General features: G+C 64.7%; 20 protein-coding genes. 5 read left to right on the forward strand and 15 right to left on the reverse strand.

Translation table 11 applies throughout. The annotated features are described in order from the left end of the window. Positions 1 to 10: 10 nt before the first annotated feature. The gene (locus IPF85_RS25960) at positions 11 to 517 is read right to left on the reverse strand and encodes a hypothetical protein (RefSeq protein WP_343410951.1); all 507 of its coding nucleotides are present in this window, start codon (positions 515 to 517) and stop codon (positions 11 to 13) included. 62 nt (positions 518 to 579) lie between these two features. Beyond that, entirely contained in the window at positions 580 to 2,535 is a 1,956-nt protein-coding gene (locus tag IPF85_RS25965) for a DUF4012 domain-containing protein (RefSeq protein ID WP_343410952.1), read from the reverse strand. Between the two features lie 315 nt (positions 2,536 to 2,850). Here IPF85_RS25965 and IPF85_RS25970 point away from each other — a divergent pair, with 315 nt between their 5' ends. Further along, positions 2,851 to 4,491 (forward strand): NAD(P)/FAD-dependent oxidoreductase, encoded by a 1,641-nt coding sequence (locus tag IPF85_RS25970; protein ID WP_343410953.1) that lies wholly within the window; start codon positions 2,851 to 2,853, stop codon positions 4,489 to 4,491. A 7-nt stretch (positions 4,492 to 4,498) separates the two neighbouring features. Here the strand turns inward: IPF85_RS25970 and IPF85_RS25975 are convergent, their stop codons facing one another. The 3 genes from IPF85_RS25975 to IPF85_RS25985 form a co-directional block, all read right to left on the reverse strand. Then, positions 4,499 to 5,719: an AAA family ATPase gene (locus tag IPF85_RS25975; RefSeq protein WP_343410954.1), complete on the reverse strand. Its 1,221-nt coding sequence runs from the start codon at positions 5,717 to 5,719 to the stop codon at positions 4,499 to 4,501. A gap of 79 nt (positions 5,720 to 5,798) precedes the next feature. Next, on the reverse strand, positions 5,799 to 8,102 hold the full coding sequence (locus IPF85_RS25980; protein ID WP_343411103.1) for an ExeM/NucH family extracellular endonuclease: 2,304 nt from the start codon (positions 8,100 to 8,102) through the stop codon (positions 5,799 to 5,801). 216 nt (positions 8,103 to 8,318) lie between these two features. Further along, positions 8,319 to 8,774: a lamin tail domain-containing protein gene (locus IPF85_RS25985; RefSeq protein WP_343410955.1), complete on the reverse strand. Its 456-nt coding sequence runs from the start codon at positions 8,772 to 8,774 to the stop codon at positions 8,319 to 8,321. Between the two features lie 201 nt (positions 8,775 to 8,975). Between IPF85_RS25985 and IPF85_RS25990 the strand changes: the two genes are divergently transcribed. Then, entirely contained in the window at positions 8,976 to 9,764 is a 789-nt protein-coding gene (locus IPF85_RS25990; protein WP_343410956.1) for a helix-turn-helix domain-containing protein, read from the forward strand. A gap of 47 nt (positions 9,765 to 9,811) precedes the next feature. Further along, entirely contained in the window at positions 9,812 to 10,528 is a 717-nt protein-coding gene (locus tag IPF85_RS25995) for a VIT1/CCC1 transporter family protein (protein ID WP_343410957.1), read from the forward strand. A 160-nt stretch (positions 10,529 to 10,688) separates the two neighbouring features. Here the strand turns inward: IPF85_RS25995 and IPF85_RS26000 are convergent, their stop codons facing one another. The 4 genes from IPF85_RS26000 to IPF85_RS26015 form a co-directional block, all read right to left on the reverse strand. Beyond that, positions 10,689 to 11,357 (reverse strand): DUF5666 domain-containing protein, encoded by a 669-nt coding sequence (locus IPF85_RS26000; RefSeq protein WP_343410958.1) that lies wholly within the window; start codon positions 11,355 to 11,357, stop codon positions 10,689 to 10,691. Positions 11,358 to 11,694: 337 nt separating this feature from the next. Then, complete coding sequence (locus IPF85_RS26005) at positions 11,695 to 13,116, reverse strand: DUF5667 domain-containing protein (RefSeq protein ID WP_343410959.1); 1,422 nt, start codon at positions 13,114 to 13,116, stop codon at positions 11,695 to 11,697. Further along, positions 13,113 to 13,712: an RNA polymerase sigma factor gene (locus IPF85_RS26010; protein WP_343410960.1), complete on the reverse strand. Its 600-nt coding sequence runs from the start codon at positions 13,710 to 13,712 to the stop codon at positions 13,113 to 13,115. Before IPF85_RS26010 ends, IPF85_RS26005 begins: the two co-directional genes overlap by 4 nt. 122 nt (positions 13,713 to 13,834) lie before the next feature. Next, the gene (locus tag IPF85_RS26015; protein WP_343410961.1) at positions 13,835 to 14,170 is read right to left on the reverse strand and encodes a DUF971 domain-containing protein; all 336 of its coding nucleotides are present in this window, start codon (positions 14,168 to 14,170) and stop codon (positions 13,835 to 13,837) included. 86 nt (positions 14,171 to 14,256) lie between these two features. Here IPF85_RS26015 and IPF85_RS26020 point away from each other — a divergent pair, with 86 nt between their 5' ends. Then, positions 14,257 to 15,300, forward strand: a complete 1,044-nt coding sequence (locus tag IPF85_RS26020; protein WP_343410962.1) for a histone deacetylase — start codon at positions 14,257 to 14,259, stop codon at positions 15,298 to 15,300. A gap of 168 nt (positions 15,301 to 15,468) precedes the next feature. Here the strand turns inward: IPF85_RS26020 and IPF85_RS26025 are convergent, their stop codons facing one another. The 6 genes from IPF85_RS26025 to IPF85_RS26050 form a co-directional block, all read right to left on the reverse strand. After that, positions 15,469 to 16,329, reverse strand: a complete 861-nt coding sequence (locus IPF85_RS26025; RefSeq protein WP_343410963.1) for a hypothetical protein — start codon at positions 16,327 to 16,329, stop codon at positions 15,469 to 15,471. Beyond that, entirely contained in the window at positions 16,307 to 17,833 is a 1,527-nt protein-coding gene (locus tag IPF85_RS26030) for an amidase (protein ID WP_343410964.1), read from the reverse strand. The genes IPF85_RS26025 and IPF85_RS26030 overlap by 23 nt, the downstream gene beginning before the upstream one ends. A gap of 17 nt (positions 17,834 to 17,850) precedes the next feature. Continuing rightward, entirely contained in the window at positions 17,851 to 19,236 is a 1,386-nt protein-coding gene (locus IPF85_RS26035; protein WP_343410965.1) for an ATP-binding protein, read from the reverse strand. Between the two features lie 36 nt (positions 19,237 to 19,272). After that, positions 19,273 to 19,974: a response regulator transcription factor gene (locus IPF85_RS26040; RefSeq protein WP_343410966.1), complete on the reverse strand. Its 702-nt coding sequence runs from the start codon at positions 19,972 to 19,974 to the stop codon at positions 19,273 to 19,275. A 346-nt stretch (positions 19,975 to 20,320) separates the two neighbouring features. Then, positions 20,321 to 20,464: a hypothetical protein gene (locus IPF85_RS26045; RefSeq protein ID WP_343410967.1), complete on the reverse strand. Its 144-nt coding sequence runs from the start codon at positions 20,462 to 20,464 to the stop codon at positions 20,321 to 20,323. Further along, on the reverse strand, positions 20,448 to 20,885 hold the full coding sequence (locus IPF85_RS26050; protein ID WP_343410968.1) for a hypothetical protein: 438 nt from the start codon (positions 20,883 to 20,885) through the stop codon (positions 20,448 to 20,450). The genes IPF85_RS26045 and IPF85_RS26050 overlap by 17 nt, the downstream gene beginning before the upstream one ends. Positions 20,886 to 21,163: 278 nt before the next feature. Here IPF85_RS26050 and IPF85_RS26055 point away from each other — a divergent pair, with 278 nt between their 5' ends. Further along, the gene (locus IPF85_RS26055; protein ID WP_343410969.1) at positions 21,164 to 23,458 is read left to right on the forward strand and encodes an AAA family ATPase; all 2,295 of its coding nucleotides are present in this window, start codon (positions 21,164 to 21,166) and stop codon (positions 23,456 to 23,458) included. The last annotated feature ends 66 nt before the right edge of the window (positions 23,459 to 23,524 follow it).

The following is a 23,524-nucleotide window of genomic DNA, read 5'->3' on the forward strand; positions in this document are numbered from 1 at the left end:
GCCTGCCTGGCTAAACAGTGGCATCGTCGTGCGTCCGTCGGCGGCGGCTCAGGGCCATGCTGATGCCGAACAGGGCGATCACGGCCACGACGGCTCCTGCCCACACGGTGTAGCTGAGGCCCAAGAAACCCTGGGCGTACGCGGTGGCCTCCACGATGCGATCATAGGTGATGCGATTGCCGGTGCTCTCCAATTCTTCGAGTTTGTAATAATAGGTCTTCTCTGCTTCGACCTGCGCGTCGGTAAAGGCATAGCGGCCGCCCAGCAGCGGGTCAGGCGAACTGGGAATGAGTTGGTCGTTGATCTGGTCGTACTGACCGTCCCGGCTGTCGCTGCGGTAGACATTGAAGCCGGCGGTATTGACCTCAGTCTCTGTGGACCACTGAATGATGATCGGCGCGGCCTGCGCCGTGCAGCCGGCGAGCAACATGGTCAGCAGGAGCAGCACAAAAAAGAGAGGATATTTGGTTCTCCGTGCCGAATGCTGCGCCCAGCGCAGGGCGAAAATTCTGTTCATTCTGTTCATTCTGTTCATCCTGTTCAAGTTGGTGCGCAAGGCCTGCCGTTACAGAAGCCTTGTTAATTCACCACCAGCGACCGATCTTGCGCGAGGGTGGTTTGCCAGGTCACCAGGCCCGCTTGCACCTGTGCGTCGGTTGGGGTGGCCTGCCACGGACCGTCAGCGGGCAGCCTGACAGTCACTTGCAAAGGCCAGGCCCGCGTGCCAGGCTGCTTCTGAATTCGCAGGGTGTAGCCGCCCTGCTGGAACACCTGCTGCGGCAGATCGTACACAAAACGTACGGTATGGGTGCTGCCAGGGAGCATGACGAAGTAACCGTGCATCTCGGTAGTTCCCCGTTCGCCTGGCGCTGTGCCCAGCGTGCCCGACTCCAGACCATCGGCTGTGCGCAGTACGGCTCCTTCAGGCACCAACAGGCGCACATAGTTGAAATAGCAGCGATCCATCATGTCTTCGTAGGTGTTGCCGTAGCGCGCCTCGTGAATACACGACGTGAGCGCGGTCGTGGATGGGTGGTGATACTGCACCACCAGTTCGGCCTGGGCCGGACCGTTGGCCGGCAGGGTAACGGTGTAGGTCAGGGTTTGCTCCACGCGGCCATTGACCTTATTCCAACCCAGGTTGCTGTCTACCAGGGCGAGGAAGTCGCCGCTGCCGGGCTGCAAGGCGCCGTTCCAGCCGCTCTGATCGAGTAAGGCTTGCACACTCGGATCGTTGACCGAGATCAGCAGATGGCGCCGATCGAGGGCCTCTTTGATGGCGAAGAGCAGGGACCCCGGGCGAATGTCGCCGCCCTGGGCTTTATCCAGCGTGGCGCGCATCAGATCGCCCATGAAATCTTTGCGGTGCTTCCACCAATCGCTGCCACCGCCGCTGGTGGGCGTGACGGAAGCCTCCGAATCGAGCGGCTGCGCCCAGATGGTGCGCATGGCGGTGATGACGTTGCCGCCGGTCAGCGGTCGCTGATAGCCCGGCATGTTCAACGGCTCCAAGGCGCCAACCAGCGCCTGCACGAAGTTCAGGTCGAAGGCGATGACCCCATCGGCGGCCACGTTCTTGTTCAGTTGGTAAAGCCCCTGGATGACCCGCGCACTGGTGGGAAAATCGGGCGACCAGTTGGCATCGCGCAGCGCCAGCACATCGGCTTGCATGAAGCGCGCCAGCGGCGCGGGCGCGTCCGGGTGCGGAATCGCCCAGTTGTCCACACTGTACGCGTCTTGCAGATCGGCCGAGATTTGGCCCTTGTCGAGATGCAGAATGCCGATGCCGCTGATGAAGCCGCCGGTGGCGCGCAGTTCATCGTTGTTCTGCGCCACCAGGAGATAGCTGCGCGGCGCATCGGCGCCCAGCAGGGCGGGCGCCAGCGTTGCGCCGCGCACGAGTGTTTGCAGCAACGGCAGCGCGGCGTCGAAGCGGTCGAGCAGGCCCTGCGGCCGCGTTGAAAAGCCGGTTGTGTTGATCTGGCTGCGCGCGGCCGCCGCCTGCTGCAGCCGGGCTGCAACCTGTTCGAACTGGGGCGCGGCCGCGGCCAGCACCGGAATGATGCGCTCGGTCAGGCTGCCGGGCGCTTGTTTGTCCTGCCAGGCGCTGAGCACCGGCATCAGGCTGTCGAACGCCAAGCGCCCCGCTGCGCTGGTGTGGGTCGCCAGGTCGAGCAGGGGCCGCGCCTGCGTCGCTTCTGGCCCCACCCTGGGCAGCCAGCCTAGCGCGGGCGTGATGAACATGAACGGTCGTACCGTCCGCGCCAGTCCCTGGATGTCATCATCCAGCGCCGCGATCTGCGGCTGCAGGGCCAGGAGATCGGCCGGCTGAATGGTGTCAAGGGCATTGGGGGCAGCCAGGGCCTGCAGGCTGCTGACACTGGCCTGTAAACGGCGTGCATAGCCATAAACTTGCCAACCTGTCCATCCCAGCCAGAGGGCCAGGAGAGCCGCCAGGGTCAGCAGCAACAAACAACCAGGGCGCCGCCAACGCGCCGCGGCGGCTGACGCCGGTATCGGTGATTTATTGGTCACTACATCATCTCAGAAAATGCGCGGACTTGATCGAGCGGGCAGATTATAACATAGGTTGGACAGATTGACAGATTGACAGATTCGAGAGCGTCACAGGCTGGTTGTACTAGCGCTAGTTGATAATATCCGTCTCTTGTGGTATCTTGCATCTGAGCCAACCTTTCCTTGGTTGTGTTTCGTGCAAGGTACATTATGTACCAACTATCGCTAGGTTGGCTTATTTTATCCTTGTCCCCAACGTGTTGCGCTCACCCAGAAGTGACTCCAAGTGAAACCATGAGCATTGACAATGAGCATTGACAATGAACAACGACGATGAACAACGACTATGATGTAATTGTGATTGGTTCCGGCGCCGGGGGGCTGGCCGCGGCGCTGCCCCTGGCTCAGGCCGGGTTGAAGGTGCTGGTCTGCGAGCGGCACGAGGTGCCCGGCGGTTGGTGCCATTCGTTCACGCTGCAGGGCTATCGCTTCAGCCCCGGCGTACACTACCTCGGCGATTTGCAGCCGGGCGGCGGGCTGCGCCAGGTCTACCAGGGCTTGGGCGTCTCGCAAGACCTGGAGTTCTGTGAGCTCAACCCGGATGGCTACGACCACATCGTGGTGGGGGAGGAGCGGTTCGATATTCCCAAGGGCAAGGATCGCTTCGCCGAACGCCTCAAGCAGCGCTTCCCGCGCGAGGCGCGGGGCATCGAAGGCTACCTGAATGCCCTGCCCGCGCTCATGGACGATCTCGCCCGCCTGGGGCGGGTGCGCAGCGTGGGCAGCGCGCTGGCCGCGGCCGGGCCGGCGGCCTCGGTGCTGCAGTGGAGCCGGCGCAGCGGTCAGGATTTGATTGACCATTACGTGTCCGACCCTTTGCTCAAGGCGATCCTGGCCGGGCAGTCGGGCGATCACGGGCTGCCGCCTTCGCAGGTGTCGGCTTTTATCCATGCCGGCGTCGCCAGCCACTACCTGGACGGCGGCTACTATCCGCGCGGCGGTGGTTTTGCCATTCCCCGCGCCTTTGTGCGGGCCTTGAAGCGGGCCGGCGGCGAGATTCGCCTGAACACCGCGGTCAGTCGCATCCTGCTGGAGGGCCGCCGCGCGGTGGGCGTGAGGCTGGCCGATGGCACTGAGCTGCGCGCCCCCACCGTGATCAGCAACGCGGACCCCGAAGTGACCTTTGGCCAACTCGTGGGCCGGGAACACCTCAGCCGCGGCCTGCGCCGCAAACTCGACCGCGTCGTCTATTCCGGGTCGGCGCTGAGCCTCTTCTTTGCGGTGGACATGGATCTGGCCGCGGCCGGACTGGATTCGGGCAACTTCTGGTTCTACGATCATGCTGACGTGGATCGGCTCTATCGTCAGGGCCTGACCGCGGCGGTGTTGGAAGCGGAGACGCCCCCGGCCATGTTCCTCACCGTCACCACCTTGAAGGACCCCTCCAAGATGCACGGCGGCCATCACACCTGCGAGGCTTTCACTTTTGTGGGCTATGATGCGTTCAAGCAGTGGGCCGGCGACACCACGGGCCAGCGCTCCACGGATTACCTGGCGCTGAAGGAGGATTTTTCCTGGCGCATGATCCAGGGGTTGGAGCGGCGCATTCCCGGCCTGAGCAAGCATGTGGTCTACTGGAGCCTGGGCACGCCCCTGACCAACGAGCATTACATCAATGCCACGGCCGGCAATCTGTACGGCATCGCCAAGAGCCGCAGCCAGGTGGGCCCGGGCGCGTTTCCGATCCGCACCGAGATCGAGGGGCTGCTGATGGTGGGCGCAAGCACCTTGAGTCACGGCGTGGCGGGAGTCACCGCCAGCGGTCTGGCCGCGGCGCGCCGCCTTCTTCACTGCCGCACCGCGGACCTGCTGCGGATGAACGGGCCGGAGCTGCGCATCTACCCCTCGGAAGACCCCTCCCAATGGCCGCCGCACCTGCAGGAACGGATCGCCAGGGGGCGAGTCAGTTCATAGATAAGCCTCATGGCTTACACTCAACGCTCCTGCGCCTGGCCGAGGCGTCACCGTTGGCTGAGATATCGCGCGCGCAGCAATCAGCTCTTCGAATCAGGCCCTGGGCCTGCAGCAACTGCCCAGGGGCGAACAATTTCTGCTGGATGATCTGCTTTTGGTCTTCCGCCACCGGCCCGACGTGTGTGATGCCGTTGATTTTTTCTACGACTCGAATCTGGTCGGCTTCACACATGTCGAGCAGATCGGGGCTGTGCGTTGTCAGGACAACCTGCATTTGTCCATCACGCCGTCGAGTTGCCTCAAGAATCTCCTCCCACAACAGGCTCATCGCCCCAGGATGTATGGTTAGTTCCGGCTCCTCCAGTGCAATCAATCCCCGGGGGGGTGTTTGGTAGAGCGCCGACAAAATACCAAGCATACGCAAGGTGCCATCAGATTCTTGGGACAACTCGAACAACGGTTGCTGGTCTTTGCCTGCGCCGGTGTGACGCAGCTTCGTCACCAGGTACCCGCCCACCTGAGCGACTTGATAGCCCAGGACATCGCTCATGACGCTGTTCAAGGCGCTTTCAAGCTCTTTGGAAACGGTGGAGTGGCTCCGCCTCAGTTCTCTGAGTAGGCTGGCGAGGTTATCGCCACGTTCGGTCAAGGGGTGAACATTCGCTGGTTTTTGCGGCTCCGTCAAATCATTGGGTACGATGTTGTAGAAACTCATGCTCGTGAGCAGGTCATACACCTGCCGGAACGGCTCGAGTCCTGTCAGCAGCGGCAGCGCCAGCGCGGTTTGTTGAAGGGCTGGCGCAGTCTCTAGCGGTGACGCGCCCCACTCGCCATTGAGGGTTTCGAACTTGCTGATCAGCTTCGAGGACTGGCCGGATAGGTCGCGCACTTCACAGCGCTCGGACTTGACGCGGTACCCGCCCCGCAGTTCGCTGCCGAGTGTGAATTGGTAGTCGGCGGCTAAGGTTCCATTGCCGCTTACCGAAAGCCCGATCTCCACATCGTAAGGCCGGCCTTTGCCCGACCAACGACGCAGCGCGCTCATGCCATGACGCTTGATCACAGCGGAGTCCAGCCCATGCGTGAGCGCCTCGGAAACGAACCGCAGCACATCTACCAGGTTGCTTTTGCCGGAACCATTCAGCCCCACCAGAACGGTCAACACATCGAAGCTGACCGTGACATCGGCCAGGCTACGGTAGTTCTTGACTTTAAGTTGGCCAATCATTTGTGAGTCTCCTCCCGCCGTCAAGTGTACTATGTTCCCGACGTGCCGGTCGTCCAAGTAAGACCGTTGGAACTGCTGGTCATGAGCAGGTCGCGCTGGCGAAGCGGCTGGCGACGGCCTGAATGTCCAGGATGTTGACCATGCCATCGGGCGCGGGGAACGCGCCGGCCCCGCCGGCCACATCGTTGCGCGGAGCAAAGCCGCTGGTCTTGCCCCAGTCGTTGGCCGTGAAGATCACGTCGGTGATGTCGCTGGCGCCGCCGCAACTGCAGTTGGTATCGTACCACGCGCATGACTTGATGCCCACGACCACCGGGTCATGATCCGATGAGCGATAGGCGTCTGGTGCGTAGAGGCTGATGATCTGGCCGGGGGTCTTGAATTCCTGGTTGTAGTCGAGCGAACGCGGCTCGTCGGCGTTGATGTGCCACTCGTCTACAGCAGAGATCGCGGCGGCCAGGTGCGCGGTGGACAGCGCATGGTCCAGATAGCCGCTCTGCCCGTCGAACACGTAGGAATAGGCATGGGCGCCCAGGCCGCTCGCCACCAGGTTGGTGTAACCGGCGCCGGTGATGGCCGTGATGGGGTCCTCTTTGGTGTACGCGTTCAGGTCGCCCATGATGAGGAAGTCCTGATCGCCGCTGGCGGTGGGGTCGGTCGCCAGCCAGGCGGTCAATTCGTTGGCGGCCATCGTGCGGGTGATGTTGCAGTTACCCTGCCCGTCGCCGGTGTCCGGATCGGCCGGAAAGACGCCGACGGGTGTGTTGCAGGCGGAGCCTTTGGACTTGAGGTGATTGACGACGACGGTGAACTTCTCGCCATAGGTGGCATCCGCGAAGGTCTGCACCATCGGCTGGCGGTTGCGCCGCACAGCCGGGCTTTGATCGAACGCGCCGGTGCTCAGGGTGACGGCGGCGCCCGCCGGCGTGGCCTTTGCCGGACGGTAGATGATCCCAACCGCGATCTCGTCGCCGCCAAAGGTGGCGACGCCGGGGTTGATGAAGGCGTAGGCGCCGGGCGTCGTGGCCGCGTTCAGCCCGTTGACCAGATCTTGAATGGCGCTGGTGGCGCCGTAGCCGTCGTTTTCCATTTCCATCAGGCCGATGACATCCGCGTTCAGGCCCACGATGGCGGCGATGGTCTTGGCGCGCTGGCGGTTGAACTCCGCCAGGGTGTCGGCCCCGCGCGAGGTGGGGAAGCCGCCGCCCAGGCCGTCACCGTTGAAGTAGTTCAACACGTTGAAGCTGGCGACGCGCACGTTGCCGCCCACGGCCGCAGGGGCTGCGCTGCGCGGGTTGCTGTGCGTGATGCTCAGCGGCAGTGTCGGTTCGATCATGTACGCGGAACCGTAGTAAAACAGCACGCCGGTCAGGCCGCTCACGGTGTCGCCGGTGCGCAGCGTGTTCGCGGCCGTCAGCGCGGGTGGCGGGTAGACGATGGGGTCCCGGTTTTGCTGCAGGTTGGCGTCATCCAACTGGATGCGACTGCGATTGTTCAAGTCCTGCAGCAGGTCACGCGGGCTGCCGACACCGCCGGGCGCGACCAGCGCGGTCGGCTGATACAGGCGATCGCTGACCGAAAGCGATACCTGGCCGTATTGGCCCAGGTCGTAGTGCTCGGTGACGTAGAGGGTGGATGGAATTTGGACCGCCATGCCCTCGTTGCGCTCCCAGTCGGTCAGGCTGCTGACCGGCAGGGTGATTGCGGCCGGCGTGGTTGTGGGGCTGCCCGGACAAGGGCTGACCGCGCCGACCGCGTTCAACTCGGTCAGCGTGTAGTATTCGGCCACGGTTCCAGTCACGCGCACCACTTGACCGACGCTGACATCCACGCCAAAGCCGTTGTCGTAGACGAAGATGCCCTCAGACGTGGCCGGATTGCCGTCGCTTTCGCTGTCTTCCTCTTGCACGAAGAATCCGCTCAGCTCGGTCGTCGTAGACTGGAAATCACCCTTGACCACGCCCTCGATCGTCAGCGTTGTCCCCACGAGCGGGCTGGCCGTGCCGCTGCCCTGGATGGTGCTGATGAGGGTGGCCGGCGCGCCGCACACGGACACCGCGCCGCTCGTAAAGCTCCAGACATAGTTGCTCAGCATGGGGTTGCCGGCCAGGTCGGTGATGGCGGTGGTCAGCGTGGCGGTGAAAAGGGTGGTTGGCGCCAGCAGCGCGCCCGGCGTGAAGGTGCGGTTGGCGCCGCTGCCGCTGATTGTACCGGTGACCGGGCCGCCGGCGCTGACCACGGTGAAGGTGCTGCTGGTGACGTTGCTCACGGCTTCGCTGAACGTGACCTGCACCGTGCTGTTGAGCAGCACATTGGTGGCGTTGCTGATGGGGATCGTGCTGAGCACGGTGGGTGGTGTGGTGTCCGGCCCGCAGGTGTTGATGGGCGAGGCCGTGTTACGCGGGGTGGGCCGCCCACCGTAAAGTCGGCACTATTGTTGTCAGTATCCGTACAACCGTTGCCATTACGCAGGGCTGCGGTGGTATTGCTCAAGACCGCCGTCGGACCAGCCCCTTCGTAGCAGTTGGCCGTAGGACCGTAACCAACAAAGTCAATGATGCTGGCACCGGTTGGACAAGCGCCAGTGAGCGCCGTCGTGCTATTGACCAGGGCCACCTTGCCCGGTAGAGCCACTCATCGCAATCGTGCCGGTGGCGTCCGGCGTTGGCAAGGGCGTGGTGCCGCCGGCGCCTTGCGCTTCCTGGATCAGGTAGTAATGCCCTGCGACCAGGCTCCCGCTCAGGTTGGTGACCTGCCAGGATGTGCCGGTGGCCGAAGCGTACTGAACGCTCCAACCGCTCAGATTGATCGAGCCGGCGCCCGCATTGAACAACTCGATAAAATCGTTCGTATACGTGGCGCCGGCGTTGCCGCCGCCGCCGTAGACCTGGCTGACGCGCAGGTCGTTGGCCTCTGGAGCCTCGGTGTGGGCGTTGGCAGAAGCCAAAACGGCGGCGGCCAGGATGAGGAGACTGGCGGCAAGGACGCTGAGCAGAAGCGAGATGCTCCCACTGATGGTGCGGTGTCCTCGTGGTGCGAAGGCTCTGGTTTGCACGGTTGGTTCCTTTCGTTCAAGCTGATTCTTTGCTGCTGCAAGCGGCGTCTCTGCTGCTCGGCAGGATCATCCAAGGGGAACATCATGCGCAAGATCGCGCTTATTTTACTACCGATTGGTTGAACTGCCAACAGTTGACAATTCGCCCTGGGTATGAGATACTTGTAGTAGTTTGGAAGTGAACTACTATAGATGATGAACATGAGTGAGCGACTGCAGCGCCAGTTGGGCGCCCTGGGATTTACCGAATATGAAGCCCGCGTCTATCTGGCGCTGCTGCAACATCACGCGGCCAGCGGCTATCAGTTGAGCAAGGCGTCAGGCGTGCCGCGCAGCATGGCATACGAAGCGCTGGGACGCCTGGCGCAGCGCGGCGCCATCCTGACGCTGCCCGAGGACGCGAAAGGGGTGCGCTATGCGCCGCTGCCGCCGCACGAATTGGTGGCGCAGATGCGACAGCAGTTCGAGACCTGCGTGGATGGTCTGGCCGCGGACCTGACCGCCCTGGCCGTGCCGGCCGAGCCGGCCCAGATCTGGAACATCAGCGGCGATGCGCAGATCGTGCAGCGGGCGCAGGCCATGATTGATGCAGCCAGCGCCGAACTCTATGTCGGTTTGCACGATCGCACGCTGGCCCCGCTGCAGGGCGCCCTAACGGCCGCGCAGCAGCGGGGGGTTGCGGTTCATGCGTTGTTGTTTGGCGAAAATACGCTGACGGTCGGAGAGGTGCGCCATCACCCGCAGGCCGAGACCGCGGTGCATCGGGTGGGCCGCGGCATCGTCATCGTGGTGGCGGATCGGCAGGCCGCCTTGATCGGCGGTACGACAGAAGCAGCCAGCGCGGCCTGGACCACCAACCCCCACCTGGTGTTTGTGGCGCGCGAGTACATCTGGCAGGAACTGTTCACTCAGCGTCTGGGGCAGGAGTTGCCAGTAGAGATGCTGGCGCACCTGGCTCCACTCGATCGGGCAGTGCTGGGGCGTGAATGATGAAATTCTATTTCTATCCGTATTTGACCAGTTTGTAGGAGGTTGGTATGGCAGCAGCAGGCAGTGCGTTAGTCCCGGCACGTGAAAGTCACGGCCTGGGCGCGCGTTTGAGTGAGATTATTTTGGGGGGACAGGATGGCCTGGTCAACACGCTGGGCGTCATCCTGGGTGTTGCCGCCGCTTCGCAGGACATCCGCATCATCATTGCGGGCGGGTTGGCGGCTACTTTTGCGGAGTCCATCTCCATGGGCGCGGTCGCGTACACCTCGTCACTGGCCAATGCCGATTTCTATCATGCGCAGATGGCGCGCGAGCGGCGCGAGATCAAAGAAATGCCCGATCTGGAGCGCCAGGAGATTCGCGAGATTTTCCAGGGCTGGAGTTTCGAGGGCGAGCTGCTGGACAAAGTGGTGGAGCATGTCAGCCAGCATGAAGCACACTGGGTTGACATCATGATGGCGCACGAGCTGGAACTGCAGCCGGTGAAGAACAAGGGGCTGCTGAAGACCGCGCTGTGGGTCGGCTTCTCGGCCGTCATCGGCTCCCTGATCCCGCTCTCTCCCTTCTTTTTCCTGGCGCCGGCGCAGGGGATGATCGTTGCCCTCGTGCTGTCGGCGCTGGCGCTGTTTGCCGTAGGCTATTTCAAGGCCCGCATCACGGTAGGGGTGCCGGCCCGCAGCGGCCTGCAGATGATGGTGATCGGCATCGCGTCCGCGCTGGCCGGATACTTCATCGGCTCCCTCTTCGGCGCACCGGCCAGTTAGAACCCCAAGAAACAGATCGTCTTGGGTTTTCAGTCTCCCGAGATTCGGCCATTCACGCAGTATGCGGTGGCCTGAATGAGTGGGAGTCATGTAAGGCAGACAAAAACGGGCCGAGTTTCTGATGAAACCCGGCCCGTTTGTTTGTTCTGCGCGCAGCGGCTTACTGCGGCGGGGGCGGCAGTTTGGTCACCTGGCGGGCCAGGAAGGCGCTGTTCACCACCGCGCCGTTGGTCATGACATGGTCATCCACGGCCAGGTCGGCAAAGGTGATGGGCGTGCAGGGCTGCCCTTGCGTGGTGACGGCACAGAAGTGCGTGTTTTCGTCCGTGGTAATCACCACGCTGTCGCCGGGCAGGATGCCCAGGGAAGGCGGCATGGCGCGTACCACTTCCAGGGTCAGGGTGTGGGCCGTGCCGTCCAGCGCGGTGATTTTGCCGCCGATGGCGAAGAGCTGCGGCGGCAGCGGCGCGTTGATCAGAACCATCTGGGCATGGAAGTTGCCCTGGGCGCGCACGCCATTGACCATGAGCGTCTGGCCGACCGCCACATCGGCAAAGGCGCCGGGGACGTTGCCGGTGTCGGTGTGGATGGCAAAGCGGGTGCGCTGGTTGGTGTGCAGGGTGGCCGTGGTGGGCGGTGCGCCTCGACCGCCGCGATAGATCAGCACGTTGACACTGAAGGTGTGGTTGGTGGCGTCAACCGCGGTGACAGTGCCCCACAGAGTGAAGCGGGACGGCGGCATCGGCGGTGTCGGCTCCTCAGCCAGCGCCGGGATGGCGCTCAAGGCCAGGAGCAGAACCAGGAACAGGAATACAAACGTCTTTTTCATGTGCGAATCCTCCGAAAAATAGAAGTGGGGAAGCGGTTTTCGAAACAGCCTCGATTCGATCTGGCGACGCTGCGGGTCGAATCGGCGCAGAGGCGATGTTGGCGGCTTCTGGTCAGTATGACGATGCACTGGGCTGCGCGGTCAACCCGGTTTTTAGAATCGCACCAACGGGGGGGCCGGGGGGCAACAACGCAAGCCCCTGCCGGCGGGCCTTCGCAAGGTTGCGCGCCAACGCCCGCCCGTGAATGAATTCACGGGCTGAACCACCAGAATCTGTCAAGACGGGTTCCCACCGGCGCAACCCGCTTGAGCGGGTTTGATGTATCAGACACCGAATTCATTCGGTGGGCGTTGCGGCGCGACGGCTGGGCCGCGGGCGGGGCAGGGTGGTGGCGGCCGCGGCCGTCGGGGTAGGCGTGGACGGCGGCGCGGCTGTGTTCGCCGGCGTCACCTCTGCGGTCGGGGGCGCGGCCGTTGGCGTCTCCGTAGCGAGCTGCACGGGGGAAGCCGCCGGGGTGGCGGTAGAGCGCGGCGGTAGGCGCGGCGGCGTCCAGCGGGGCGGTGGTGGTCGCGGCGTACGCGTCGCCGGCGGTAGGGTGTGATTGCCCGTGGGGGTGGCGGTCGGGGCCGGACCGTCCGTGGCGGTGCCTGCCGGCGAAGCTGTCGCGGTGCGCTGCGGCGGTCGCGGTAATGTGGGCCGCGGCCGTGGCGTGCCGGAGGGCCGCGGCGGCAGGATGTGCGGCCGCGTTGGCGTAGCGGACGGCGTTGGCGATGGAGTGGCGCTGGGCGGCGGGGTCGCTGTTGGCGTGGCTGTCGGAGGCGCGCTGGGCGTGGCCGTGGGCGGCGCCGACGGCGTAGCCGTCGCGGCGGGCGGTGGGAGAGTTGTCGGCAGCGGGCTGGCGGTGGGCGTTGGGCTGCAGGCTGGAGGACAAACCGGGGCAGGCAAGTCGTGCGGGGCGGTGGTTGCCGCAGCACGCTGACCCGCGCTGCTCGTGGGCGTCGCTGTGGGTGCCGGCGTGGGCGTTTGGCGGAACTGCTCTGGCGCGGCCAGGCCCGCGGCAATCACCCGCTGTTGCTGGCGCAGGCTGGCGCGCAGCTCGGCCAGGTCATCCGGCGCCTGCTGCGGCCAGGCCTCCACCTGCGTGAGGGCGTCGCCGGTGAGGGTGTCGGCCTGCTGTAACAGGCGCACGGTGTCGGATAGCGGTGTGCGGCTTGTGCTGGCAAGAACCGAGGCCAACTGCTGCTGCAAGCGCGCCAGGGTCTGCTCGGAAGGCAGGCGTCCTTGCGCCACCAGCAGGTTGATCTCGTCCAGGCGCGTGCGGGCGCGGGCCAGTTGCCATTCCGCCTGCCCGGTCGCGTCCCAAATGAGCCAGCCGCGGGCCTGTTCGCCCGCCAGTTTGAGTGGGTAGAGCGGCATGTCTGGCAGACTCTGGCCGGCGACCGCGCCGGTGCTGCCGATCAGAGCGGCGATGACGATCACGATGACCAGCCAGGCCATCTGCGGGCGCCAATACCAGCCGGCCGAGGTGCGGGAAGCGATGGGGCGGCCAGCGTATAGCCGCCGGCGCAGGGCGGCATCCTGCGCGGGCGTACTGCGCAGCAGTGGCAGAGTTTGCAGCAGCGCGTCGACGCGCTGCGCCTGCGTCAGAGCCAGCGCGCAGGGTGTGCAGTCGGCCACATGCTCTTGCACATGGCGGCGCTCGGCTACCGTGAGTTCGCGGTAGACGGTCACCATTTCCAACACGTGGTGGGCATTCACGGCTGGACCTCCTCTCTGATCAGGCTTTCCCTGGTATAGTGCTCCCCAAATAGCTGGCGCGCTCGCTGCAGCCGCATCTTGACCGCCGAACGTGAAATCTGCATGATCTCGGCGATTTCGGCCGTGTTCAGCCCCTGGTAGCTGTAGAGCAGCAGAGGCGTCCGCAGGTCCGTCGGCAGACGGTTCAGCGCGGCCTGAACGTCGAGGTGCTGTTCCAACTGCGCCATCTCATTGGCCGCCTCAGGTAGCCCGACTTCGCGGCGCTCATAGCCGTCATCCTCATCGGCCTGACGCAGCAGGGGCAGCCAGCGGATCAAGCGCCGGCGCCGCAGGGCGTCGTAGGCCGCGTTGGTGGCAATACGGTAGACCCAGGCGCGTGCGTTGGCATCGGCCGGCAGACCGGACAGCGCACGATAGATTTTCACGAACGAATCCTGGGAGACATCCTCGGCTTGCTCGGCGTCGCCCAGCAGGCGAAAAAGATAGTTCAGCACCGGCTGGCGCAGGTCGCGAAACAACGCCTCGAAGCGCTGATCGAGGTCGCTGCTGGAACTGAGCGCCTGGGCTTGGGTAAGCTGGCCTGATCTACCTGGCATGGACACGGCCTTCACGGTTGTTGCTCATGCACCTCTCACCGAGTATGACGAGCGAGGGAGGGCAGCGGTCAAGGTGAGGGCGGGCCATCTGCGCCGCGGGCATGAGCTTGCGGCTCGCGCCCCTAATCACACGCTGCACAGGGGCACAAACTGCGCAGCAGACTCCAGGTGTAGATGCCGGTGTTGTGGCCGTCGGCCCAGGTAAAGCTGATGGCGTAGGCGCCGACGAACTCAGCGCCTTGCACCTCGCTGGAGCCGTTGGGCTGAGCAAACAACTGGGCACGGGCGATTGGCTTAGCCATCTCGGCATGGCCGCCGCGGCACGAGACGCACGGACAGACCGCCCGGATGCCGCTGAGGGGATACTCGCTGTGATGACTGTCCTGCCAGTCAATCACCAGCAGACCTGCCTGGCGGTTGACGGTGACGGTGCGTGGTTTTTCGACAGATTGAAACATGGGTTCTCCATTTTTCCTGGAATAAAGAGTTGTGCTAAAGTTCAGGCAGCCAATGAATTTGCCCCCTGCGATGCGGACGGGAGACTATGCCAACCACAGCCTATTGTTACGACGCGGCCGAACGCAGCCATGATTTGCCGGGGCACCCCGAAAATCGTCATCGTCTGGAGAGCACACTGGCCCTGCTGACGCAGACCGGCTGTTTGCGTCAGGTGCAGGCCGTGCCCTGCACACCGTTGAGTGACGAGCGCCTGCTGCGCGTTCATCCACAGCAGCATGTACAGCGCATCGAGACCCTGGCCCAGCAAGGCGGCGGTTATCTCGATCCAGACACCTACGTGCGCCCTGGCTCCGCCCTGGCCGCTCGATTGGCGGCCGGCGGTTTAGTCAATCTGACCCTGGCCGTGCTCGATGGTCAGGCCGGCAACGGCTTTGCCTTGCTGCGACCGCCGGGGCATCATGCCACCGCCGCGGAGGCCATGGGCTTTTGTCTCTACAGCAACGTGGCCCTGGCCGCGGCCACGGCGCAGGTGGAGCGCAACCTGAGTCGTATCCTGATTGTGGACTTCGACGTGCATCATGGCAATGGTACGCAGGATATTTTTTACCACGATGCAGGCGTCCTCTTCTTCTCCACGCATCAGTACCCGTACTATCCCGGCAGCGGCGCCATCAATGAGACAGGCGCTGGCGCCGGCATAGGTACGACCGCCAACGTGCCGCTGCCGCCAGGCGTGGGCGACCAGGGCTACGCCGCGATCTACGCGCAGATTCTGTGGCCGCTGGCGCGACGTTTCCAGCCGCAGCTCATCCTGGTGTCGGCCGGCTACGATGCGCATTGGGACGATCCGCTGGCCGGCATGACCTTATCCCTGACCGGTTACGCGCACCTGGTCAGCGAACTGCTGGACATGGCCGCTGAACTGTGCGCAGGCAAGATCGTCTTTGCTCTTGAAGGCGGCTACAACCTGGACGTACTTGCACATGGCGTCAACAACACCCTCTGGCTGCTGCAGGATCGCCAGGCGGTCATTCAGGACCTGTTTGGCCCGGCGCCCCGCCCCGAGCGCGATATCAGCGCCTTGCTGCAGCGCGTGGCCGCGCTGCATGGACTGGCCGCCGCAGCTTGAACCGTAGGTCACGTCTCCGGCGTGACGCCGCCGTCTATCGCGTGACAAGCTCCAGCCGTAGGTCACGCCTCCGGCGTGACGATGCCGTCTGTTGCAGAGCTTGCTTTCCTCTTCCAGCGCCGTCCGGCCAGGAGGCCGGACCTACAGGCTCGCAAGGTTGCACACCAATCAGGCGTAATTCCAGAACCAGTACGCCAGGCCCTTCCACTCACCCCAGGTCGCAAAGGCCGCTTCCACTTGGGGCCGGCCGATGGGCTGACCGTTGTGCCATTCCTTCGACACCACCTTCAACGCCCACGAATCCACGGGGATGAAATCGCCGCGCCCCAGGATCATGAGCAGATTGGCGGCCGCGTAGTCGCCGATGCCCTTGATGGCGAGCAACTGCTTGCGCACCTCCAGCGTTGACGCGGGAGAGTGCTTGAGCGTCTCCAGGTCAACGTCGCCCGCGGCTGCCGCCCGCGCCAGCCCCAGCACGTAGGGCGCGCGGAAGCCCAGTCTGGCGTCGGCGCGTAACTCTTGCTCGCTGGCCGCGGCCAACCGCGCCGCGCTGGGAAAAGCCCGCTGCGCGGCGCCGGCCAGCGTCGCGCCGTAGTTCTCCACCAGGCCGCGCACCATGCGCTTCGTGCCGCCCCAGGTGGTGTTGACCGTACACATCGTCTTGATGGCATCCTCGAACAGCGTCGCCGAACGCAGGATGCGCCCTCGCCCCTCCGCGGCGACGTGCGCCAGCTTCGGCTCCAAGCGCGCCCGTTCGTAGAACGGCGTCAGGTCCTGATCCAGCCCCAACATCCAGGTGACGCGGCCGGTCAGGTCCTCCTGCTCAACCTGCGTCAGCGTGGCCGAGGTGTCCACTTGCACATCGCTCGCGCCCGCCGGCCGGACGCACAGATCAATCGCCCGGCCGCTGCTCAGTTCCAGCACATAATCGAAGCCGTCCGATTCCTTGTCATGGCTGAACGGCGCCAATTGCACCCAACCGTGCGAATTGACCACCGCCGCCAGGCTAAAGGGCGGACGGGCAGACAACACAAACCTCATCAATCTTACTCCAATCTCCAATCTCCGGCCTCCTCCGCGCCAACGTCGCCTGCTCGAAGGCGTAGGCCAGGCGGATCAGGGTCGGCTCCTGATACGCGCCGCCAAAGAACGAGAGGCCAATCGGCAGGCCGCTGATCAGCCCGGCCGGCACGGTGATGTGCGGATACCCGGCCACGGCTGCCGGCGACGTGCAACTGCCCTGGTAATGATCGCCATTGATCGGGTCGGTGAGCCAGGCCAACGTGCAGGTGGCGGCCACGATGGCATCCAGGCGATGCGTGCGCAGGGTGGCATCAATGCCCTCGTCACGCGCCATCTGTTGATTGATCGCCAGGGCCTGTTGGTAGGTATGACCTGTCAACGGCCCTTGCGCTTGCGCTCTGTGCAGCAAATCCTGCCCGAAAAAGGGCATGGTCTGCTCCGCGTGGCGTTCGTTGAACTCGATGATCTCGGCCAGCGATTGCACGGGCGTCGTCGGGCCGCGCTGCGCGAGGTAGGCGTTCAAATCGGCCTTGAACTCGACCAGGAGCACCAGCGCTTCGCTTTCCTCGAACTGGCCGGCCGTCAACACCGGCGCGGGGTCCACCACCTCGGCGCCCTGGTGGCGCAGCACCTCCAGGCAGGTCTCCAGCAGGCGATCCACCCGTTCATTGAAGCCGAAGAAGTTGCGCGCCACGCCAATGCGCGCGCCGGCCAGACCGCCGCGGTCCAGAAACGGCGTGTAGTCCTGGAAGACGGGGCCGGCGCGGTCGAGCGTGGCGGGGTCCCCAGGATCGGGGGCGGTCAGGCTGCCCAACAGGATGGCCGCGTCGGCCACGCAGCGCGCCAGGGGGCCGGCCGTGTCCTGGCTGTGCGCAATGGGGATGATGCCGCGGCGGCTGACCAGCCCCACGGTGGGCTTGATGCCTACCACGCCGTTGACCGACGCGGGCGAGGTGATCGAGCCGTCTGTTTCGGTGCCCACGGCCACCGCGCACAGGTTGGCCGTCACCGCCACGGCTGAGCCGGAACTGGAGCCGGAGGGGTTGCGATCCAATGCGTAGGGATTACGCGTCTGCCCGCCGCGGCTGCTCCAGCCGCTGGTGGAGTGGGACGAGCGGAAGTTGGCCCATTCGCTCAGGTTGGTCTTGCCCAGGATGACCGCGCCGGCCTGGCGCAGTTGGCTGACGAGAGGGGCGTCGGCCGGTGCGGGCGGACCGACCAGCGCCAACGAGCCGGCCGTGGTCTGCATCTGATCGCCTGTGTCAATGTTGTCCTTGAGCAGGATGGGGATGCCGTGCAGCGGGCCGCGGGCGCCGCTTTGCCTGCGTTCAGCGTCCAGCGCGGCCGCGATGGCCAGGGCGTCCGGGTTGATCTCGATGATCGCGTTCAGGGTTGGCCCCTGGCGGTCAATGGCCGCGATGCGCGCCAGGTACATCTCCACCAGGCCGCGGCTTGTGAGCGTCCCTGCCGCCATGCGCGCCTGTAGTTCTTGAATCGTCATCTCGTGCATTGTGATCGGCAACCTCCCTAACTCGCCAGCGGAATGGTCAGATGAAAAGCGGCGCCGCCGACGGCGCTCAGCGGGCTTTCGGCCACCAGTTCGCCGCCATGACCCCGGGCCAGATGGCGGGCAATGGTCAGGCCCAGCCCGCTGCCGCCGCTGTCCCGGCTGCGGGAGTGGTCGCTGCGGTAGAAACGTTCGAACAGGTGGGGCAAATCTTCTGCCGCGATGCCAGGGCCGCTGTCCACGACCGAAAGCATGACCGCGGCGGTCGGCGCAGCCACGGGACGCACGCGCACGGTGATGGCGCCGCCGGCCGGCGTGTGGCGCAGGGCGTTGCTGAGCAAGTTAAGAATGACCTGGCGCAAGCGCTGGGCGTCGCCGGCGATGAGCGGCAGCGCCGGCGCGACATCCATGCGCAGCACGATGCCTGCGGCGGCAGCCTGCGCTTGCAGACCGCCAACGACGTCAGCGGCCAGTTCCTCGAGGGCCAGCGGCTGCCGATCGAGCGGCAGTTGACCGGCTTCAGCGCTGGCCAGGGTATGCAGGTCTTCTACCAGGCGGGTCAGCAGGTGCGTGTTGGTCTCGATGGGCGTCAGGGCGGCGAGGGTGAGGGGAAAGACGCCATCTTGCAGCGCTTCCACCTGGCCCTGAATGACGCTCAACGGGGTGCGTAACTCATGCGCGACATCGCTCACCAGGTTGCGGCGCAGGGTTTCCTGGGTTTGCAGGCTTTCGGCCATGCGATTGAACGCGGCCCCGACTTGCGCCAGTTCATCGTCACCATGCACGGGCACGCGGGCGCCGAGGTCGCCCTGGGCCACAGACTGAGAGGCGGCAGCCAATTGATTGAGCGGCCGTGTGATTTGGCGCACGAAGAGCAGGCTGAGCAAGAGCGCCGCCAGCCCCGCGAACAGGGCTGCGACGAGCACGCCTTGCCTGACCCGACTCACCACGTTGGCATCGGGCGTGCCCGGCATCGGCATGGACATTACCCCCTCGATGAGCAACGTGCCGACGACGCGACCATCCACCTGCAACGGCAGCCCCAAGCGTAGGGCGCCCAGGGCCGGCGATTGGCCGATCGTTTCCCCCAGGCTGTCGCCCACGATGAGGCCGCTGGTGCTGTCCACGACCCGCACGCGTGAGTTGCCCATTAGGCCCATGTGCCCCCCCGCCGCGCTGCTGCCTTCGGCGATGACCAGGGCTTGTACACCGTCCCAGGAGCCGATGTGTTGGTAGTGGCTGCTGAGGAGGGTCTGAATCTCGGCCGGCGTGACCATCTGCCCGCGAAAAAGCAGGTGTTCGAACTCGCGCTGCGTTACCCGGTTGGCAGTGATGGTCACTGCGGTCAGGCTGAGGACGATCACGGCCATGAAGGTCAGCAGGAGTTTGGTTGCCAGTGAATGCATTGTCAGAATTGACCCCATGCGGAAGGCGCTAAACCGTCAGTGATCGGCAAATTTATAGCCGTAGTTGAGTATGGTCAGCAAAAAGCGGGGATTGCGGCTGGCGTCGCCCAGTTTACGGCGCAGGTTCTTGACGTGTACGTCAATTGTGCGCTCGTAGCCCTCGTACGCGTCCCCTTGCAGTTTCTCCAGCAACTCCATGCGTGTGAAGGGTCGCCCGGCATCATTCATCAGCAGGTAGAGCAGATCGAATTCAGTGGGGGTCAATTCGACGGCGGCGCCGGCCACGCTCACATCACGGCGGGTGGGATCCAGGCGCACGTCGCCGATGACCAGGGGGCGAGCCGGCGCGGCGTCTGGCCGGGGCTGGGTGCGACGCAAAATCGTGCGCACACGGGCGACGACTTCACGCGGGCTGAAGGGCTTGCTGACGTAATCATCGGCGCCCAGTTCCAGGCCAATCAGGCGGTCCGTTTCTTCGACGCGCGCGGTCAGGATCAAAATGGCGGTCTCGCTGATGGCAGGATCAGGGTCGCGACGCAAGGCGCGGCAGATATCCAGGCCATCCAGGCCCGGCAACATCAGGTCAAGAATGACCAGCGCGGGCTTCTCCCGTCGCGTCAGGTCAAGCCCCAGGCGCCCATCGTGCGCAACCAGGGCGCGGAAACCGGCCTGGGTCAGATAGCTGCGCAGGACATGGGCAATGTCACGTTCGTCTTCGATGATGACAATCGTTTGCATGAGTTAGGAGCCGTCATGAAACACCGGGGGGGAAAAAAGGGGCGCCCCCCACCACCGCCGGGGGGGGCGCAGGTGTAACACTTGTTTCGTGACGGCTCCTTAGTCGAGCGGCATGGCAGCGCGCCCATTGTTTACTGCAAGCGGGCACGAGCTGCGCCTGTTTCTTTCGGCGGAGGAGTGAAGTCAGTTCCCGCTTGCAGTATAGCACAGCAGGGGAGTGGATTACAAACAAGAACCGGGTTTCAACACCGTAGCGGCCTGCCCGAACCGCAATCCGGTTCGGTGGCGACGGTGGTGAAACCCGGTTTCATGCCTGCACCAGCAGGACACAGGGGTGAGTGCGCTGTTACTTAGCGGTTGACTCGGCAGGGGCCAGGTTTTGCATGGCGGCCAGGCACTGCGCATGCACTTCGGCCGGCGCCACATCAGGATTGGCGGCCATGAAGTCCTGGCAAGCCTGGGGATCGAAACCGTCAGGCCCATGCATCATGCTGCATCATCTGGGGATTGGCCATGTGCTCCTGCATAAGCGCCTGATGCTCAGGGTCGTTCATCATCTCGGTACAGTCCGCCGGCATGGCCCCGCCATTCTGCATTTGCGCATGCATGGCCGACATGGCCTCGCCATTCTGCATTTGCGCATGCATGGCCTGCATGGCTTCGGCATTGACCGTGCCGTCCTGGTTCCACATCTGCCCCATCATCGCGTTCATGCCGGCGGGCATGGCGCCGTTGGGGTGCATCTGGGCAAACATGGCCTGCATAGATTCGGCATCAACCGCGCCGCCCATCACGCCCCGCATCATATTCCACACCGTTCCGCTTTGCGCCAGCGCGCCGGTGGCAAAGACGGCCACCAGGCTCAGGGCCAACACCACGGCGATCATTGTCATTACTCGTTTGCTTTTCATACAAGCCCATTCCTTTCGACATCGTTGCGATTCTGTTTCGCCTGGCGAGATTGGCGCTCTGAGCCAGATCAATGCCTCGGCACGCCTATTATGCCCTAGCCAAATGAAGGCCGTGTGAAGCCCATGTGTGAGGCGCGTGGTTAATCGCATCCTTGTCCTGGCGCAAATCTCAGTCAAGAGATGCGACGCGCCTGGTTCGCGCTTGGCGCGCGGGCGGCTTTGCGCTACAATGAGCGGCGCCCCGTGACATTACGTTTTTTTTTCGACCAGAGGCTGTCATGCCCGCATCAACCACCAGCACGACCCTGTTCGATCTGCGCCGGCAGCAGGCGACTGATGCCGAGGCGCCGCTGGCCGCGCGCATGCGCCCGCGCACGCTGGACGAGTTCATCGGCCAGGAGCATATCGTGGGGCCGGGCCGGCTGCTGCGCCGCGCGATTCAGGCCGACCAGTTGTCGTCGGTCATCTTTTGGGGACCGCCCGGCAGCGGCAAGACCACCCTCGCGCGCATCATCGCCAACACCACGCGCGCCCATTTCATCGCCATCAACGCGGTGCTGGCCGGGGTCAAGGACATTCGCGACGCGGTGGCGGTGGCGCAGGAGCGCCGCGGGCTGCATGGTCAGAAGACGATCCTGTTCGTGGACGAAGTTCACCGCTTCAACAAGGCGCAGCAGGACGCGCTCCTGCCCTGGGTGGAGAACGGCACCGTCATCCTGATCGGCGCGACCACGGAAAATCCCTACTTCGAGGTCAACAAGGCGCTGGTCAGCCGCAGCCGCATCTTCCAACTGCGCAGCCTGACGGAGGACGATCTGCGCGCGGTCGCGCGGCAGGCGCTGGCCGATCCGGTGCGGGGCTACGGCGCGCTGGGCGTGCTGCTCGATGACGACGCGCTCGATCACCTGGTCAGCGTGGCCAATGGCGATGCGCGCAGCGTGCTCAACGCGCTGGAGTTGGCCGTGGAAACCACCCAGCCCGGCGCCGAGGCGGCGCCGGACACCGAGCGGCCGTTGATCCACATCACACGTGACATCGCCGCAGAGTCCATTCAGCGCCGCGCGGTGCTCTACGACAAGGATGGCGACGCCCATTTCGACACGATCAGCGCGTTCATCAAGTCCTTGCGCGGGTCCGATGCGGACGCGGCGCTCTACTGGATGGCGAAGATGGTCTATGCGGGCGAAGACCCGCGCTTCATCTTTCGGCGCATGTTGATCTTTGCCGGCGAAGATGTGGGCCTGGCCGATCCGCACGCCTTGCAGGTGGTGGTGGCCGCGGCGCAGGCGTTCGATTACGTGGGACTGCCGGAGGGGCGCTTTCACCTGGCGACCGCCTGCCTTTACCTGGCGACCGCGCCCAAGAGCAACAGCGCCTTCGCCTTCTTCGATGCGCTGGGCGTGGTGGAGGGGGAGCGGGAGGCCGAGGCGCCCGATCATCTCAAGGACGCCAGCCGCGACGCCGAAGACATGGGGCATGGCAAGGGCTATCTCTATCCGCACGCTTACCGCGATCATTGGGTCGCGCAGCAGTATCTGCCGACCAGCCTGCAAGGCCGCGTCTTCTACCAGCCGGGCAGCCTGGGCTATGAGCGCCAGATTCGGGATGACGTGGCGCGCCGCCGCGAGGCGCAGTTGGCCGCCATGCTCGAAGGCGAGGAGGCCGCGCCGGCGTCAGGCCGCGACACCTGGGGCGGAGATCGGACTTACCAGGGACCGCCCGCGTCCAACCTGTGGCTGCAGCGCACCCTGAGCAACCTGGGCGAGCAGTTGGCACGGCTGCGTGAGCGCGTGATGGCGCTGGCGCAGATCGAACGGCACAGCCTGGTGTTGGACCTCAACGCGGGCAATGGCCTGCTCACCTGGGAGGCCGTGCGCCGCGCGCCGGTGGGCGGCGTGTGGGCGCTGGCCGCAACGGCACGCGAGGCCCAGGCCCTGCAGCAGATGGCAACCCAACTCGATCAGGCAGAACGGCCGGTGATCCTGACCGGCGCAGTCAACGATCTGCCGGCGTTGGTGGCGACGGTGGATGCCGCCACGCGCTTCGACGTGATTGTGGGGCGCAGCGCGCTGACCGCGCAGCCTGACAAGACGGCCGTGTTCCACAGCCTGCTGGCGTTCCTGCGGCCCGGCGGTCGCCTGGCCCTGGCGCAGACCGTGCCCGCGGCCACGCAGCGCATCTACGCGCTGCTGGACCGCAGCGGCCTGCCCGGTGACCTCGCGCAGGCCTGGCAGGCCGCGGAAGAGGCGATCTACGCGGATGCGGACGATGCCCTGGTCAACTGGCAGGCGGAGGATTTGCGGCACATGGCGCTGGCGGCCGGCCTGTACGAGGTGAGCGTGGAGACGGTCGCCGAAACGAGCGCGGTGCGCATCACCCCCGCGCTGCTGGCGCATTGGTTTGCCGAGAGCGAGGATGGCGGGCGCCCCAGCTACATGCAGCGCCTGGCGCAGCAGATGGATGGCGACGCGTTGGCCTACGTGCGCGCCCTGATCGAGCGACAGTTGTTGGGGCAGACCGTGTCATGGGGCAGCGTGGTGGCGTTTGTGAGGGGGGGACGTGGTCCGGACTGACGCTTCCCGATTAGCTTGTTCCGGGGAAGTCGTTCACGTGCGCGCTGAATCGCCTCACGAATCTCT

This window comes from Candidatus Amarolinea dominans, from assembly GCF_016704685.1.
Classification (GTDB): Bacteria; Chloroflexota; Anaerolineae; order SSC4; family Amarolineaceae; genus Amarolinea; species Amarolinea dominans.

Bases quoted from the DNA above. Each gene is read 5' to 3' on its own strand.
- IPF85_RS26030 (WP_343410964.1), bottom strand. From the start codon at position 17,833: ATGCACGAGATGACGATTCAAGAACTACAGGCGCGCATGGCGGCAGGG.
- IPF85_RS26015 (WP_343410961.1), bottom strand. From the start codon at position 14,170: ATGTTTCAATCTGTCGAAAAACCACGCACCGTCACCGTCAACCGCCAG.
- IPF85_RS26050 (WP_343410968.1), bottom strand. From the start codon at position 20,885: ATGAAAAGCAAACGAGTAATGACAATGATCGCCGTGGTGTTGGCCCTG.
- IPF85_RS25970 (WP_343410953.1), top strand. From the start codon at position 2,851: ATGAACAACGACTATGATGTAATTGTGATTGGTTCCGGCGCCGGGGGG.
- IPF85_RS26020 (WP_343410962.1), top strand. From the start codon at position 14,257: ATGCCAACCACAGCCTATTGTTACGACGCGGCCGAACGCAGCCATGAT.
- IPF85_RS26035 (WP_343410965.1), bottom strand. From the start codon at position 19,236: ATGCATTCACTGGCAACCAAACTCCTGCTGACCTTCATGGCCGTGATC.
- IPF85_RS25995 (WP_343410957.1), top strand. From the start codon at position 9,812: ATGGCAGCAGCAGGCAGTGCGTTAGTCCCGGCACGTGAAAGTCACGGC.
- IPF85_RS26045 (WP_343410967.1), bottom strand. From the start codon at position 20,464: ATGATGCATGGGCCTGACGGTTTCGATCCCCAGGCTTGCCAGGACTTC.
- IPF85_RS26010 (WP_343410960.1), bottom strand. From the start codon at position 13,712: ATGCCAGGTAGATCAGGCCAGCTTACCCAAGCCCAGGCGCTCAGTTCC.
- IPF85_RS26000 (WP_343410958.1), bottom strand. From the start codon at position 11,357: ATGAAAAAGACGTTTGTATTCCTGTTCCTGGTTCTGCTCCTGGCCTTG.
- IPF85_RS26055 (WP_343410969.1), top strand. From the start codon at position 21,164: ATGCCCGCATCAACCACCAGCACGACCCTGTTCGATCTGCGCCGGCAG.
- IPF85_RS25990 (WP_343410956.1), top strand. From the start codon at position 8,976: ATGAGTGAGCGACTGCAGCGCCAGTTGGGCGCCCTGGGATTTACCGAA.
- IPF85_RS25960 (WP_343410951.1), bottom strand. From the start codon at position 517: ATGAACAGAATTTTCGCCCTGCGCTGGGCGCAGCATTCGGCACGGAGA.
- IPF85_RS25975 (WP_343410954.1), bottom strand. From the start codon at position 5,719: ATGATTGGCCAACTTAAAGTCAAGAACTACCGTAGCCTGGCCGATGTC.
- IPF85_RS26040 (WP_343410966.1), bottom strand. From the start codon at position 19,974: ATGCAAACGATTGTCATCATCGAAGACGAACGTGACATTGCCCATGTC.